Origin of the sequence: Citrobacter sp. Ce006, from assembly GCF_030336535.1 — a bacterium.
Taxonomy (GTDB): domain Bacteria; phylum Pseudomonadota; class Gammaproteobacteria; order Enterobacterales; family Enterobacteriaceae; genus Citrobacter; species Citrobacter europaeus.
Map to the genome: position 1 here is coordinate 1 of NZ_JAOWDO010000029.1, position 15,661 is coordinate 15,661.

General features: G+C 53.5%; 12 protein-coding genes and 1 riboswitch. Of the genes, 4 read left to right on the forward strand and 8 right to left on the reverse strand.

The genetic code is table 11. From position 1 onward, the window contains the following. Positions 1 to 101 precede the first annotated feature (101 nt). Complete coding sequence (murI, locus tag OGV94_RS00135) at positions 102 to 953, reverse strand: glutamate racemase (RefSeq protein ID WP_043018954.1); 852 nt, start codon at positions 951 to 953, stop codon at positions 102 to 104. Further along, positions 898 to 2,736 (reverse strand): TonB-dependent vitamin B12 receptor BtuB, encoded by a 1,839-nt coding sequence (btuB, locus tag OGV94_RS00140; protein ID WP_043018953.1) that lies wholly within the window; start codon positions 2,734 to 2,736, stop codon positions 898 to 900. Before btuB ends, murI begins: the two co-directional genes overlap by 56 nt. A gap of 65 nt (positions 2,737 to 2,801) precedes the next feature. Then, positions 2,802 to 2,988, reverse strand: a riboswitch (cobalamin riboswitch). A gap of 115 nt (positions 2,989 to 3,103) precedes the next feature. Between btuB and trmA the strand changes: the two genes are divergently transcribed. After that, a complete protein-coding gene (gene trmA, locus OGV94_RS00145; protein ID WP_286522114.1) occupies positions 3,104 to 4,204 on the forward strand; it encodes a tRNA (uridine(54)-C5)-methyltransferase TrmA in 1,101 nt (366 codons plus the stop codon). A gap of 41 nt (positions 4,205 to 4,245) precedes the next feature. On the opposite strand, the gene OGV94_RS00150 is transcribed toward trmA, so the two are convergent. Further along, on the reverse strand, positions 4,246 to 4,605 hold the full coding sequence (locus OGV94_RS00150) for a YijD family membrane protein (RefSeq protein WP_003825114.1): 360 nt from the start codon (positions 4,603 to 4,605) through the stop codon (positions 4,246 to 4,248). Between the two features lie 15 nt (positions 4,606 to 4,620). Continuing rightward, the gene (fabR, locus tag OGV94_RS00155; RefSeq protein ID WP_003028862.1) at positions 4,621 to 5,256 is read right to left on the reverse strand and encodes an HTH-type transcriptional repressor FabR; all 636 of its coding nucleotides are present in this window, start codon (positions 5,254 to 5,256) and stop codon (positions 4,621 to 4,623) included. A gap of 191 nt (positions 5,257 to 5,447) precedes the next feature. Between fabR and sthA the strand changes: the two genes are divergently transcribed. Continuing rightward, entirely contained in the window at positions 5,448 to 6,848 is a 1,401-nt protein-coding gene (gene sthA, locus OGV94_RS00160) for a Si-specific NAD(P)(+) transhydrogenase (protein ID WP_043018951.1), read from the forward strand. Here the strand turns inward: sthA and oxyR are convergent. The 4 genes from oxyR to argC all read right to left on the reverse strand — a co-directional run bounded on the left by oxyR (position 6,831) and on the right by argC (position 11,316). After that, complete coding sequence (oxyR, locus tag OGV94_RS00165) at positions 6,831 to 7,748, reverse strand: DNA-binding transcriptional regulator OxyR (protein WP_043018950.1); 918 nt, start codon at positions 7,746 to 7,748, stop codon at positions 6,831 to 6,833. The two genes, sthA and oxyR, sit on opposite strands and share 18 nt — an antisense overlap. Before the next feature lie 298 nt (positions 7,749 to 8,046). Beyond that, on the reverse strand, positions 8,047 to 9,420 hold the full coding sequence (gene argH / locus OGV94_RS00170; RefSeq protein WP_286522116.1) for an argininosuccinate lyase: 1,374 nt from the start codon (positions 9,418 to 9,420) through the stop codon (positions 8,047 to 8,049). Positions 9,421 to 9,527: 107 nt separating this feature from the next. Beyond that, on the reverse strand, positions 9,528 to 10,301 hold the full coding sequence (argB, locus tag OGV94_RS00175; protein WP_043018948.1) for an acetylglutamate kinase: 774 nt from the start codon (positions 10,299 to 10,301) through the stop codon (positions 9,528 to 9,530). A gap of 10 nt (positions 10,302 to 10,311) precedes the next feature. After that, positions 10,312 to 11,316, reverse strand: coding sequence for an N-acetyl-gamma-glutamyl-phosphate reductase (argC, locus tag OGV94_RS00180; RefSeq protein ID WP_043018947.1), 1,005 nt, complete (start codon positions 11,314 to 11,316; stop codon positions 10,312 to 10,314). A gap of 155 nt (positions 11,317 to 11,471) precedes the next feature. On the opposite strand from argC, the gene argE reads away from it, so the two are divergent. Beyond that, positions 11,472 to 12,623, forward strand: a complete 1,152-nt coding sequence (gene argE, locus OGV94_RS00185) for an acetylornithine deacetylase (protein ID WP_043018946.1) — start codon at positions 11,472 to 11,474, stop codon at positions 12,621 to 12,623. Positions 12,624 to 12,900: 277 nt separating this feature from the next. Then, positions 12,901 to 15,552, forward strand: coding sequence for a phosphoenolpyruvate carboxylase (gene ppc / locus OGV94_RS00190; RefSeq protein ID WP_075145385.1), 2,652 nt, complete (start codon positions 12,901 to 12,903; stop codon positions 15,550 to 15,552). The last annotated feature ends 109 nt before the right edge of the window (positions 15,553 to 15,661 follow it).

Consider the following 15,661-nt stretch of genomic DNA (forward strand, 5'->3'; position numbering starts at 1 on the left):
TTGTTCCGTGTCAGTGGAGGCGCATTATAGGGAGTTATTTCAGGCTGACAAGGGGAAATTTAAAATAATCTTCCGAGTGCCTACTTTTCCACCAAAACGACCTAAACCGCCAGTTTTTCGAGCGACTTAAAGCCATAACGCTGCAGTACGGGTAATAATTGTTCGGCTTCTGTGGTCATTGCCATACAGAATGCGACATTCTCGTCAGTTGATTTTGCATCTGGCGCCTCATGTTCTAATAACCAGGCCGTGCGACGCGCAATTGCGGCACCAGAATCCACCAACCGCGTTCCCTCGGGCAGTACCTGTAAAAGTTCTTCCTGTAATAGAGGGAAATGGGTGCAGCCGAGCACTACCGTGTCAGGTGGTTCCGTCATCCTCAGCCAAGGGCGCAGGATGCGGCGCAGTTCTTCCAGAGAAACTGTTTCACCGTGTAGCTTCGCTTCAGCCAGTTCCACCAGCTCGGCGGAACCCAACATCGCTATCTGACATTCGTTAGCAAATCGCGCAATCAACTCATGAGTATACGAACGCTTCACCGTTGCACGTGTAGCCAGCAGCCCCACTACGCCATTCGCCGTGAGTCGCGCCGCCGGTTTAATCGCAGGCACCACGCCCACAACCGGGAAGGCAAATTTCTCACGTAACGCAGGAAGCGACACCGTGCTTGCTGTATTACACGCGATGACAGCAAGAGAGAGGGGATAGCGCTGCTGGACCGCAGTCACAATCTCAACAACACGTTCGACGATAAACTCCTCGCTCTTCTCTCCATAAGGAAAGGCGACATTGTCGAAAGCGTAGATATAGTGGAGATCCGGCAGAAGACGCCGGATCTCGTCATAGACCGACAACCCACCGACACCGGAATCAAACACCAGCACGGTGGGACGTGGATCAGAAGGTGTAGCTGCCAGACAAGGTGTATTCCCGTCCTGCAGTTGCGTAGCCATAAACTGTCTCGTAATCTTTATCGAACAGGTTGGCGATTTTACCACGAACTGTCAGCTGTGAGGTGATTGGATATGACACGGCAAGATCCCACAGGCTAACCCCACCCATTTTTACCGGCTGGTAGGTTACGTAGTCCGTGTCATAACGCGTTCCCAGGTAGTGATACGTCAGGCCCCAGTCAAAATCATAGACCTGCCAGTCAAGCTGGTACTTCACCTGCTGTTTAGAACGGCGCGCAAGCGGCTTGTCCGTAATCGCATTGCGCGAATCGACATAATCGTAGCTCAGCGTATGTGCCAGCGGACCGGTATCAAAGTTTGCGGTCGCTTCCACACCTTTAATGCGTACTTTGCCTTCGTTAAAGTATTTTTCGGTATGCGGGTCGTAATCGATCATGTCATCAATATCGTTGCGATACCCTGAAACTCGCCAGTTCACGCCCGCCGTTAAGCCTTCAAACGCCCCTTCCCATTGCTTACTTTGCTCAGGATCCAGGTTCGAATTGCCGTAATAACCATGCAGTTGTCCAAGATTAGGCGCTTTGTAAGATGTACCGTATGACGCAATAAAGCGATAGCCCTCAATAAACTCCCATCCGGCGCTGGTTTGCCATGTGCCATGACGTCCAAACTCGGAGTTGTCATCGCTACGCGCCGCGCCTTCAAAGGTAAAGTCGCCCAGTTGCTGCAACCCGGTCAGATAGAGCCCCGTATTACGCTGATCGTAACCGTCCGTAACATACCCGGTGCCTGGCGTTGTGGTTTGTTTTTGCCAGTCGACGCCTGCGCCTACGTTACCGTGCCCCAGCACCATACTGTTGGACCACTGAACATTATATTGCTTCATATCATCCAGTGTGGCCGAGGAGTCATAGCGGCCATAATCCGGATCATAGTTGTAGTCTTTGCTATGGCTATAGCTCGAAACCAGCTGCGACTGGATAAGCTCGCCATTAAAACGTAGTCCGGCATCCCAGCTTTGGCTGTAGAGTTTTCGGGTATCGAGGAGCGGCGAGCCAGGGGAGTAATATGCGTCGTAATTCGTGCGGTTATCATAACCATAGCCACGAACAAACCCGCTCCATGTATCGGAAAAGTTGTGTTCCAGCGCGCCATACAGCGTCTTACTTAAAAAACCGTCTTTATCGGGCTGAGCCTGAGAGCCGGTGCTGCCGTATGCTACAACATCAAAGCCTTTGGTATAGGCATAATCACCCATCAGCGTGACACGCGTATTTTCGCCGAGCTGCTGTTGGGTTGAGACATCGTAATTCTGATACCCATTGCTCCCCACACCGGCCGTAAGTTCTGTCCCCGGCTTTTCGCGCGTGGTAATGATATTCACCACGCCGCCAATCGCATCAGAACCATAAACCGCCGAACGCGGCCCACGAATGTATTCGATACGTTGTACTAGCGAGACAGGGAACTGGCTGAGATCGGCAGATCCGCTCACACCCGCTAAGTTCAGACGCACACCGTCAATCAGCACCAGAACATGGCTGGAATTGGTTCCACGAATAAAAATTGAGGAGTTTTGTCCCATGCCGCCGCTTTGCGCGATATCGACGCCGGGCAGGCGACGAAGCACATCATTCACGGAGGTGGATTGCCAGCGATCGATATCCTGACGCGTAACAACGGTGATAGGAGCAAGTACTGCGCTACGAGGCTGCTGAAAACGGTTGGCAGTGACGACAAGAGTATCTGGGCTAGTGTCCTGCGCCCAACCAGAAAATGCCGTGACGGACAGTGCCGTGCACAACAGCGATTTTTTAATCATTGTAAAGCATCCACAATATAAGAAGGATGCCGCAGGTCCCACCGATAGTACGCGATGATGAAAGCCAGATGCGACGTTAGCCGGCAGGTCTTCGGGCTTGGAGGCAACTTAAAGAGATGATGACTTCCCACGGCAAGCCGCAGTGTCTGCACCAGGTGCGCTCATCTCCTACCTTCCTTACCGCTGCGCGTCAGCTCCAGATTCACACTGGATTCCCTTTTAACTCACAGGACCGGAAAACGGATGCTACAGTTTGTTACAACCCACTGTCCAGACTGCGTATCACAATATCGAAAATCATCAATGACTGGACATCTGTTGAGCAATCCCTACAATCCCCGCGTACTTTTATTTTTCAGGACGCATCATGACCCCCGAACACCTTCCGACAGAACAGTACGACGCCCAGTTAGCTGAAAAAGTAGTGCGTCTGCAGAGCTTAATGACGCCATTTTATGCACAGGCTCCGGAAGTGTTTCGCTCACCGGTCAGCCACTACCGTATGCGCGCGGAATTTCGTCTGTGGCATGACGGGGATGACCTGTACCACATCATGTTCGACAGCCAGACCAAAAACCGTATTCGTGTCGACAGCTTCCCGGCGGCCAGCGAGCTTATCAACACGCTGATGACGGCAATGATCGAAGGGGTACGCAATAACCGCGTCCTGCGCCACAAACTGTTCCAGATTGATTACCTCACAACCCTGAGCGATCAGGCGGTGGTATCGATGCTGTACCATAAAAAGCTGGATGATGAATGGCGTCAGGAAGCCGAAGCGCTGCGGGATGCGCTGCGGGCGCAAAACCTGAACGTGCATCTGATTGGCCGGGCAACTAAAACCAAAATCGAACTGGACCAGGACTACATTGACGAACGCTTGCCGGTTGCGGGTAAAGAGATTATCTATCGTCAGGTTGAGAACAGCTTCACCCAGCCGAATGCCGCCATGAATATTCAGATGCTGGAATGGGCGATTGATGTCACCAGGGGGTCAAAAGGCGATCTGCTTGAGCTGTACTGCGGCAATGGCAATTTCTCTCTCGCCCTCGCACAAAACTTCAACCGCGTGCTGGCCACTGAAATCGCCAAGCCATCTGTGGCTGCTGCACAGTACAACATTGCGGCGAACCATATTGATAATGTACAAATTATCCGCATGGCGGCCGAGGAGTTTACTCAGGCGATGAACGGGGTGCGCGAGTTCAACCGTTTGCAGGGGATCGATCTGAAGAGTTACCAGTGTGAAACCATTTTCGTTGATCCACCGCGCAGCGGTCTGGACAGCGAAACGGAGAAAATGGTGCAGGCGTATCCGCGAATTCTGTACATCTCCTGCAACCCGGAGACATTGTGTAAGAACCTGGAAACGTTAAGCCAGACCCACAAGGTTTCACGTCTGGCTCTGTTCGATCAGTTCCCGTACACGCACCATATGGAGTGCGGTGTATTACTGACCGCAAAGTAAGTGATGTGCTGGCCGGTCGCTTGCCCGGCCTACAACTATTACTACTCCGCTATTTCCTGTTTACGGTTACGCACCTTAAAGCCAATCCAGAACACCAGAATCACCGACAGTACCGCTGGGAAGAAGTTAGAACCAATATCCGGATATTCAGCGCGAACTACGGTGCTGTACAACAAAACGCCGAGAATAAAACAGGCGGCGGCCAGGCCCGGTAGCCCCACAGGCATGGTGCGATTCTGATAGCGTTGATGCAGACAATAAACCGTCAGCACCAGCGAAATAATCGGGAATACTGAGAATGGCACAATGGAGCTAAACAGCGCCGCAAATGTACCATTAATCGATAAGCCAGCAACCAGCGCCAGCAGCAGCGTACCTTTATCTTGACCTGACTGTTTCATTGCTCGTCCTTCTCGTTACTCGGAGTGGTGCGTCATCTTCTCTTGTTCACGGCGGTACCAATAAAATGCGCCTTTGGCGATCATCCGCAGTTGCAATACCAGCCGCTCTTCCAGCTGTCGACGCTGTTCGGCGCCAACATCCAGTGCTTCTGCCCCGGCGCTGAACACAATCGTTACCATGGCTTCGGCTTGCGCTTCAGTAAACGCACGAGGCATATGGTTTTCGAGTTCCAGATAGTCCGCAAGTTCCGCAATGAAGTGCTGAATTTCACGAGCCACTGCGGCACGAAACGCCGCGGAGGTACCAGACCGCTCGCGCAATAATAAACGGAAGGCGTTGGGATTGTTGCCGATGAACTCCATAAATGTTGAGACCGAGGTGCGGATCACACTCCCGCCCTTCGCGATACGCTGACGCGCCTGGCGCATCAACTGACGCAGCATCAGACCGCTCTCGTCCACCATCGTCAGGCCGAGTTCATCCACATCGCGGAAGTGGCGATAAAACGAGGTTGGCGCTATGCCCGCTTCACGAGCGACTTCGCGTAAACTGAGACTGGCAAAACTACGCTCAGCGCTGAGTTGACTAAATGCGGCTTCTACCAGCGAACGCCGGGTTTTTTCTTTTTGTTGCGCTCTAACGCCCATCACGATGTCTGAATCCTTCCACATACCTTGCTGGCACTATACCAGAGATTAGGCGGTTGGCATGGCTTTGTGAATGATTGTTTACGCGCAGTTTGTGCTTCGGGTTCGCAAAAAAGCACAACGATAATTGGGTTATCTCGCCAACGATGTTACTATTCTGTTGCTTTTATGTATAAGAACAGGTAAGCCTGACCATGTCACATTCCTACGATTACGATGCAATAGTAATAGGTTCCGGTCCCGGCGGCGAAGGCGCTGCAATGGGGCTGGTTAAGCAAGGAGCGCGCGTCGCGGTGATTGAGCGCTATCATAACGTCGGTGGAGGCTGTACCCACTGGGGCACCATCCCGTCGAAAGCTCTCCGCCACGCCGTCAGCCGTATTATTGAATTCAATCAGAACCCACTTTACAGCGACCACTCCCGACTCCTTCGTTCTTCTTTCGCCGATATTCTCAACCACGCTGATAACGTTATTAATCAGCAAACGCGTATGCGGCAAGGCTTTTACGAGCGTAACCACTGCGAAATTTTGCAGGGAAATGCCCGTTTTGTTGATGAACACACGATCGCCCTGGAATGCCACGACGGCACGGTGGAAACGCTGACCGCGGATAAGTTCGTTATCGCTTGCGGCTCACGCCCATATCACCCAGTTGATGTCGACTTCTCGCATCCCCGGGTGTATGACAGCGACTCTATCCTGAGTCTGCACCATGAACCCCGCCACGTTTTGATTTATGGCGCGGGGGTAATTGGCTGCGAATATGCGTCGATCTTCCGCGGAATGGACGTCAAAGTTGATTTAATCAACACCCGCGATCGTCTGCTTGCGTTCCTCGATCAAGAGATGTCCGACTCGCTCTCTTACCACTTCTGGAACAGCGGTGTGGTCATTCGCCACAACGAAGAATACGAGAAGATTGAAGGTTGCGATGACGGCGTCATCATGCACCTGAAATCTGGCAAGAAACTGAAGGCTGACTGCCTGCTGTACGCCAATGGTCGTACCGGTAATACCGATTCGCTGGCGCTGGAAAATATTGGTCTGAAAACCGACAGCCGCGGACAGCTGAAGGTCAACAGCATGTACCAGACGGCGCTGCCGCACGTGTATGCCGTAGGGGATGTGATCGGCTATCCGAGTCTGGCATCGGCGGCCTACGATCAGGGACGCATTGCCGCCCAGGCATTGGTAAAAGGCGAGGCAACCGCGCATCTGATTGAAGATATCCCGACCGGGATTTATACCATTCCGGAAATCAGCTCCGTCGGTAAAACCGAACAGCAGCTCACGGCAATGAAAGTTCCCTACGAGGTTGGCCGCGCCCAGTTTAAACATCTGGCACGTGCGCAAATCGTGGGTATGAGTGTCGGGACGCTGAAGATCCTGTTCCATCGCGAAACCAAAGAGATTTTGGGGATCCACTGCTTTGGGGAACGCGCGGCCGAAATTATTCACATCGGTCAGGCGATAATGGAGCAAAAAGGTGGTGGTAACACCATCGAATACTTCGTTAACACCACCTTTAACTACCCAACCATGGCAGAAGCCTATCGGGTAGCGGCGCTAAATGGCTTAAACCGCCTTTTTTAACGCACTGTCGAAATGGCCATCCATTGACCCACGGATGGCCTCTGCCAGCTGTTCATAACGGCTGCGCAGCGGCGAGCCTGGACGATACACCAGACCAATCGTGCGACGCGGTTCAGGCTTGATGCAGGGCAGATAGACAACGCCATCACGTTTACGCTCCGGCGGCACGGCCAGCGCAGGCAGTAAGGTAATACCGCTGCCTGCCGCCACCATGTTGCGCAGCGTTTCCAGGCTGGTTGCCCGGAAATGAGTATCCTCATCAGCGCCCGCTTCAAAGCAGAAGCCCATCGCCTGATCGCGCAGACAGTGGCCATCCTCCAGCATTAGCAATTTCTCACCCGCCAGATCGGACATCGGCACACAGTCGCGGTTTGCCCATGGGTGATCTTCATAGATAGCCAGCAGCATAGGCTCATCAAATAATGGTACTTCGATGAACGCCTCACTCTCTTTCACCAGCGCCAGGATGACGCAGTCGAGCTTACCGCTATCCAGTTGCGCCAACAGCTGATGCGTCTGCGCCTCATGAAGATACATTTCCAGTTTTGGAAAGGTCTGGTGCAACATAGGGATAATATGCGGCAGCAGGTATGGCCCCACCGTTGGGATCAAACCAATATGCAGCGGGCCAGACATTGTCTCACCCTGTTGGCTTGCCATCTCCTTGAGCACTTTGACCTCGCGCAGCACGGTGCGCGCCTGATCCACCAGCAGTAGACCTGCCTGAGTGAACAGCACCTTGCGACTCGTACGCTCCAGCAGCATGACACCAAGCTCATCTTCCAGTTTGCGGATCTGTCCGCTCAGCGTTGGCTGGCTAACGTGACAGGAGTCTGCCGCACGTCGGAAGTGACGATGTTCGGCTAGCGCCACCAGGTATTCAAGATCACGAATATTCATTATTCATCCTCCATCGCCACGATAGTTCGTAGCGATAGGTAGCATAGCAACGAACGATTATCCCTATCAAGCTTTCTGTTTAATAATGCACCACAGAAACGGAACGGTACCCCTTTAACCCTTGAAGCTACTGTCCGTTTTGAGAGTTTCTCTCATACTCGAAATAACTAAAGCCAACGTGAACTTTTGCGGACCTTGAGTCCGCATTTTTTTTGCATAAAAAAGCCCGGCGTAATGCCAGGCTCTGATAACTGTTTGCCTGATGGCGCTACGCATATCAGGCTTACAAAGACAAAGGTTACGCCAAACGCGCCTTCGCGTAGTCGATCGCTTGCGCAACCTGCTGCGGCGACACGCCACCTTTCGCCGCACGTTTATCCAGGCAAGATTGCAACGAGAGGATCGGGTAAACGTCATCGCCAATCACCTGGCTAAACTTTTGTAAGTCGGCAAGCGACAGCGCTTCCAGCGGTTTGCCCTGACGAATTGCCTCGACCACCGTTTCCCCCACGATATGATGCGCTTCGCGGAACGGAACACCTTTCGCCACCAGATAATCCGCCAGCTCAGTGGCGTTAGCATAGCCTTGCTGCGCCGCTTCCTGACAACGCGGACGTTTCACCTGAATGCCATCCAGCACCAGCGCGGCCATATGCAGGCAGTCCAGCCAGGTGTCGAGCGCGTCAAACAGCCCTTCCTTGTCTTCCTGCATATCTTTGTTGTACGCCAGCGGGAGACCTTTTAAGGTCATCATCATGCCGGTCAGCGCACCCTGTACGCGACCGCATTTGCCACGGATTAACTCCAGCGCATCCGGGTTTTTCTTCTGCGGCATCAGAGATGACCCCGAAGTCACACGGTCGGACAGTTCGACAAAGCCCGCTTCGCCGGTATTAAAGAAAATCAGATCTTCAGCAAAACGCGACAGATGCACCATACCGATAGAGGCATCGGAGAGTAACTCCAGCACGTGGTCACGGTCAGAAACGCTGTCCAGACTGTTACGCGTCGCCGAGGCAAAGCCCAACCAACCGGCCAACTGCTCGCGATCGATTTCATACGCCGTACCCGCCAGCGCGCCGCAGCCTAACGGACTTACGTCCAGGCGCTTGAGCGCATCCTGCAGACGGCTCTCGTCACGCGCAAGCATTTCGACATAGGCCAGACACCAGTGGGCAAACGTCACCGGCTGCGCGCGTTGCAGGTGGGTGTAACCCGGCATAACGGCGTCCTGGTTATTCTCTGCCGTCACCACCAGCGCACTTTGCAACTGACGGTTAGCCGACAGTAATTCAATAACCGTGTCTTTACACCACAGTTTAAGATCGGTCGCGACCTGGTCATTCCGGCTACGTCCGGTATGCAGTTTTTTACCTAGCTGGCCGACTTTATCAATCAGCTTACCTTCCACCCAGCTGTGAATATCTTCGGCATCGCTTTGAAGGATTTGCTGCGGATCCAGGCGCACTTCTTCCAGCAGGTTATTCAGCGCCTCTTCCAGTTGCAGTTGTTCATCGGCAGTCAGTACACCGACCGTTACCAACGCTTTGGACCAGGCCACAGAGCCGATAATATCCTGTTCAGCCAGGCGGTAGTCAAAACGTAACGAGTCGTTGAACTGTTTGAACCGCTGATCTGCTGCCTGTGTAAAACGCCCACCCCAAAGTGCCATAACGAATTTCCTTAATATGATATTTTTGCCCGGTGGCGCTGCGCTTACCGGGCCTACAAAACCCATCCAGGCCGGATAAGGCGAAGCCGCCATCCGGCCATTAATAGTTAAGCCAGAATACGCGTACCGATCGGCGTACCGTTAAACAGCGCCGGCAGTTGCTCGGCATGGCGCCAGGAGGCGATATCCACCGGACGGCCCAGCGTACGCGCGGCATCCAGCGCCGCATTGACCTTCACGATCATGCCATCGGTAATAATTCCCTGGTCAATCAACTGCTCCGCTTTCGCGGCGGTCATTTCGGCAATACGCTGGCCTTTACCATCCAGAATGCCGCTTACGTCAGAGAGCAGGATCAGATCCGCCCCCAGCGTAGCCGCCAGCGCCGTTGCCGCCTGATCGGCATTAACGTTCATCAGCAGTCCGTCTTCCGTAACGCCAATGGAGCTTACTACCGGTAAAAAACCGTTTTCCAGCAGCGTGTTAATCAGCTTAGGCGAACCCGGCTGCGCCAGTCCAACATGACCGAGCTCTTTATCGAGCGGCGTCACTTTTACGCTGTCGCCATCGCCAAGAAACAGACCCACGGACGCAATCTGATGCTTTTTCGCCCAGGCCAGTAAGGTTTTATTCGCTGTTCCCGCCAGGGCTCCGGTAATAATATCAATTTGATCGGCAGGCGTGACGCGCAGACCATTTTTCTTTTTCACCGGCAGATTCAGCTGTTTCATCAGCTCGTCGACCACGCAGCCGCCGCCGTGCACAATGACCAGCGGACGCTGGTGCGACTCACGATAATTCACCAGTGCGGTAAACAGACGCTCCAGCGCCTCTTCGCTATCCAGTAAAACGCCGCCCAGCTTGATAATTAATGGATTCATTGTTGCACCCTTAAATAAGAGACTGCGTTTGGGCAAAGCCAAAACGAATATTTGCGCACTGCATCGCCTGTGCCGCCGCGCCTTTCAATAAGTTGTCTTCCGTCGCCACCACGATCAGGTGCTCACCTTGCACGGCAAACCCAATATCACAGAATGGTAAGCCAACCACATTCTTCAGCGCCGGAACGCCGTTGTCATATAAACGCACCAGTGGCTTATCACCATACGCCTGCTGCAACGTCTGGGCCACCTGCGCATGGGTTACGCCCGCTTGCAAACGGCAGGTAATGGTTTCCAGAATTCCGCGTGGGAAGTTGCCCAGATGCGGAGTGAAGATCACCTCCGCGCCAAGATGAGTGGCGATTTCCGGCTGATGACGATGGGTAAACACGCCATACGGCTGCAGGCTCACCTCACAAAAACTGTTAGAGATAGCCGCTTTACGGCCCGCACCGCTCACGCCGCTGGTGGCGTTAATCACCGGCCACTGGCTGAGATCCAGCAGCCCGGCATCAATCAGTGGTTTCAACGACAGCTGCGCCGCGGTCGGATAACAACCCGGCACGGCAATCAGATTAGCTTCTTTCAGTTGGTCTTCGTTCCATTCCGCCAACCCGTAAACTGCCTGCTCCAGCAGGTCGGGATGCTGATGGGTAAAGCCATAATATTTTTCATAAAACGCGCCGTCGTTTACACGAAATGCGCCTGAGAGGTCAAACACGACGCAACCGGCCTGCAAAAACTGCGGGGCCAGGTCATGACTCACCTCATGAGCCGTTGCGAGGAACACAACATCCACCCCTGGGCTAAACTCGCTGATATCTGACATCGGCTGCAACGGTAAATCGACAATACCTTTCAACTGCGGATGCAAATCGGAGATTAATTTTCCTGCATCATTGCTTTGCGCTGAGACGGTCAAAGCGGTTATGTTCATATCAGGATGGCGATTTACATAGGTCACAAGCTCTGCGCCGGCATAGCCACTGGCGCCCACAATCAGCGTATTCAACATCGGGGCTGCTCACCTTCTTAGATTCTGTTGCCAGGTATAAGCCTTTATCACCTCACCTTACACTTGGTGGGTTTTATTACGCTTAACGTTAATGTATTTTTATTCACAAATACTGCATGAATATTGATACTATCATGACCCGAGGTGTGTCAACAATGAAAAACAATTTACCGCCATTTATCGAGATTTACCGCGCTCTGATTGCCACGCCATCGATAAGCGCTACCGAAGAAGCGCTCGATCAAAGCAATGCAGGTTTAATCACTCTGTTGGCGGGCTGGTTTAAAGATTTAGGCTTCAATGTGGAGGTCCAGCCGGTTCCCGACACGCGAAATAAATTCAATATGCTGGCGAGCATTGGACAAGGCGCTGGCGGTCTGCTGTTGGCGGGCCATACCGATACCGTCCCCTTTGACGACGGACGCTGGACGCGCGATCCGTTCACCCTGACCGAGCATGACAATAAGCTCTACGGTCTGGGTACGGCAGATATGAAGGGCTTCTTCGCGTTTATCCTCGACGCATTGCGTGATGTCGACGTCACGAAGCTGAAAAAGCCCCTGTACATTCTGGCCACTGCCGACGAAGAGACCAGCATGGCGGGAGCACGTTATTTCTCTGAAACCACCGCTCTGCGCCCGGACTGCGCGATCATTGGCGAACCCACTTCCCTGCAACCGGTCCGCGCGCACAAGGGTCATATTTCTAATGCGATTCGCATTTTGGGACAATCGGGTCACTCAAGCGATCCCGCGCGTGGCGTTAATGCGATTGAACTAATGCATGATGCCATCGGCCATATCATGACTCTGCGCGATGACCTGAAAGAGCGCTATCACCATGACGCCTTTACCGTCCCGTACCCGACGCTGAATTTGGGTCACATCCACGGTGGCGACGCCGCCAACCGAATCTGCGCCTGCTGCGAACTGCATATGGATATTCGCCCATTGCCCGGCATGACGCTCAACGATCTCAATGGCTTACTTAACGATGCGCTGGCCCCTGTCAGCGAGCGCTGGCCGGGTCGCCTGACGGTCTCGGAACTGCATCCGCCAATTCCGGGCTATGAATGCCCGCCGGATCATCAACTGGTACAAGTGGTTGAGAAGCTACTGGGAGCGCAAACGGAAGTGGTGAACTACTGCACCGAAGCGCCGTTTATCCAGACGCTTTGCCCAACGCTGGTGTTGGGCCCAGGTTCTATTAATCAGGCACATCAGCCGGATGAGTATCTGGAAACGCGTTTTATTAAGCCGACGCGGGAGTTAATTACCCAGGTCGTACATCATTTCTGCTGGCATTAACCACAAATCACCTCGTTACCCCTTTAGTGGTAATCGAGGTGAAATATTAACATTTCCATAAGCAAAGCTTATTTGATTCGATGTGAATTAAATAACGTAAATTCCCGCCATTTTTTCGTTTGCTGAACCGATTTCGCAGCAATTGACGTCACGAGTTTTACGTGGCTTTATAAAAGACGGCGAACAAACAAAGTCCGAGAGATTTCGTGGCACAGCCAACGCCGCTGAGGCGCGAAAGATACAGGACGCATAAATTAAAGATGGGGTGTCTGGGTTAATGAACGAACAATATTCCGCGTTGCGTAGTAATGTCAGTATGCTCGGCAAAGTGCTGGGAGAAACCATCAAGGATGCGTTGGGAGAGAACATTCTCGACCGCGTAGAAACAATCCGTAAGCTGTCCAAATCATCCCGCGCTGGCAATGAAGTCAATCGCCAGGAGCTGCTTACTACGCTGCAAAACCTGTCTAACGACGAGCTGCTGCCGGTTGCCCGCGCGTTTAGCCAGTTTCTGAACCTGGCCAACACCGCCGAGCAGCACCATAGCATTTCGCCAAAAGGCGAAGCAGCCAGCAACCCGGAAGTGATTGCCCGCACGCTGCGTAAACTGAAAGAGCAGCCCAACCTCGATGAAGCCACCATCAAAAAAGCCGTGGAATCTCTCTCCCTGGAGCTGGTTCTTACCGCCCATCCGACCGAGATCACCCGCCGTACGCTGATCCATAAAATGGGTGAAGTGAACGCCTGCCTCAAACAGCTTGATAACAAAGATCTCGTCGATTATGAACGCCATCAACTGATGCGCCGTCTGCGCCAGTTGATTGCCCAGTCCTGGCATACGGATGAGATCCGCAAGATACGCCCAAGCCCGGTTGATGAAGCCAAATGGGGCTTCGCCGTGGTCGAAAACAGCCTGTGGGAAGGCGTACCAAACTATCTGCGCGAGCTGAACGAACAGTTGGAAGAGCATCTGGGCTATAAGCTGCCGGTTGATTTTGTCCCGGTTCGCTTTACCTCCTGGATGGGCGGTGACCGCGATGGCAACCCGAACGTAACGGCGGATATCACCCGTCACGTGCTGCTGCTCAGCCGCTGGAAAGCCACCGACCTGTTTCTGAAAGACATCCAGTTTCTGATTTCTGAACTGTCGATGGTGGATGCCACGCCGGAACTGCTGGCGCTGGTGGGCGAAGAAGGCGCAGCAGAACCTTACCGCTATCTGATGAAAACCCTGCGTTCTCGTCTGATGGCAACCCAGGCCTGGCTGGAAGCCCGTCTTAAAGGCGAGAAATTGCCGAAACCGGCGGGACTTCTCACCCAAAACGAACAGCTCTGGGACCCGCTATATGCGTGCTACCAGTCTCTGCAGGCCTGTGGCATGGGCATTATCGCCAATGGCGAATTGCTCGATACCCTACGCCGCGTGAAATGTTTCGGCGTACCGCTGGTACGTATTGATATTCGTCAGGAAAGCACCCGTCACACTGAAGCCCTTGGCGAACTGACCCGTTATCTGGGCATTGGCGACTACGAAAACTGGTCGGAAGCGGATAAACAGGCTTTCCTGATCCGCGAGCTGAACTCCAAGCGTCCGCTGCTCCCGCGTAACTGGGAACCGAGCAACGACACCCGCGAAGTGCTCGACACCTGTCAGGTCATTGCCGAAGCCCCTTATGGCTCCATTGCCGCCTATGTTATCTCCATGGCGAAAACGCCATCGGATGTGCTGGCCGTGCACCTGCTGCTGAAAGAAGCCGGTATCGGTTTTGCTATGCCGGTTGCCCCGTTATTTGAAACGCTGGATGACCTCAATAACGCCGATGACGTCATGTCCCAACTGCTGAATATTGACTGGTATCGTGGCTTTATTCAGGGCAAGCAGATGGTCATGATCGGCTACTCTGACTCCGCAAAGGACGCGGGCGTGATGGCGGCCTCCTGGGCGCAATATCAGGCACAGGACGCGCTGATCAAAACCTGCGAAAAAGCCGGTATCGAACTGACGCTGTTCCATGGTCGTGGCGGTTCCATTGGTCGCGGCGGCGCGCCTGCGCATGCGGCGCTGCTCTCTCAACCACCAGGCAGCCTGAAAGGCGGTCTGCGCGTGACAGAACAAGGGGAGATGATCCGCTTTAAGTACGGCCTGCCGGAAGTGACCATCAGCAGCCTGTCGCTGTATACCGGAGCAATTCTGGAGGCCAACCTGTTACCACCGCCAGAGCCGAAGGATAACTGGCGTCATATCATGGATGAGCTTTCCGATATTTCCTGCGAGCTCTATCGCGGATATGTGCGTGAAAACAAAGACTTCGTTCCTTACTTCCGTTCCGCGACGCCGGAGCAGGAACTGGGTAAACTGCCGCTCGGTTCACGTCCGGCAAAACGCCGTCCAACCGGCGGGGTAGAGTCTCTGCGCGCTATTCCGTGGATCTTCGCCTGGACGCAGAACCGCCTGATGCTCCCGGCCTGGCTGGGCGCAGGTACCGCGCTGCAAAAAGTGGTTGAAGACGGCAAGCAAAGCGAACTCGAAGCCATGTGCCGCGACTGGCCATTCTTCTCCACGCGTCTTGGCATGCTGGAAATGGTTTTCGCCAAAGCAGACCTGTGGCTGGCAGAGTACTACGATCAACGCCTGGTCAAAAAAGAGCTGTGGCCACTGGGTAAAGAGCTGCGTCAGCGCCTGGAAGCCGATATCGATGTCGTACTGGCAATTGCCAATGACTCACATTTGATGGCCGACCTGCCGTGGATTGCCGAGTCAATTCAGTTAAGAAATATTTATACTGACCCGCTGAACGTCTTACAGGCAGAGCTGTTACACCGCTCACGCCAGGCGGAAGAGCAAGGCAATGCACCGGACCCGCGCGTTGAACAAGCGTTGATGGTGACTATCGCTGGTGTCGCAGCCGGCATGCGTAATACAGGCTAACGTCCCCTCCCGTCGCCTTCGTGCTATTGTATGAAGGCGACGGCAAAAACTGCTGTCATAACCGCTTCTTTTTCAATATATTCCCGCCTGAATATATTCACTATACGAA

Bases quoted from the DNA above. Each gene is read 5' to 3' on its own strand.
- oxyR (WP_043018950.1), bottom strand. From the start codon at position 7,748: ATGAATATTCGTGATCTTGAATACCTGGTGGCGCTAGCCGAACATCGT.
- trmA (WP_286522114.1), top strand. From the start codon at position 3,104: ATGACCCCCGAACACCTTCCGACAGAACAGTACGACGCCCAGTTAGCT.
- OGV94_RS00150 (WP_003825114.1), bottom strand. From the start codon at position 4,605: ATGAAACAGTCAGGTCAAGATAAAGGTACGCTGCTGCTGGCGCTGGTT.
- btuB (WP_043018953.1), bottom strand. From the start codon at position 2,736: ATGATTAAAAAATCGCTGTTGTGCACGGCACTGTCCGTCACGGCATTT.
- sthA (WP_043018951.1), top strand. From the start codon at position 5,448: ATGTCACATTCCTACGATTACGATGCAATAGTAATAGGTTCCGGTCCC.
- argE (WP_043018946.1), top strand. From the start codon at position 11,472: ATGAAAAACAATTTACCGCCATTTATCGAGATTTACCGCGCTCTGATT.
- argB (WP_043018948.1), bottom strand. From the start codon at position 10,301: ATGAATCCATTAATTATCAAGCTGGGCGGCGTTTTACTGGATAGCGAA.
- murI (WP_043018954.1), bottom strand. From the start codon at position 953: ATGGCTACGCAACTGCAGGACGGGAATACACCTTGTCTGGCAGCTACA.
- argH (WP_286522116.1), bottom strand. From the start codon at position 9,420: ATGGCACTTTGGGGTGGGCGTTTTACACAGGCAGCAGATCAGCGGTTC.
- ppc (WP_075145385.1), top strand. From the start codon at position 12,901: ATGAACGAACAATATTCCGCGTTGCGTAGTAATGTCAGTATGCTCGGC.
- argC (WP_043018947.1), bottom strand. From the start codon at position 11,316: ATGTTGAATACGCTGATTGTGGGCGCCAGTGGCTATGCCGGCGCAGAG.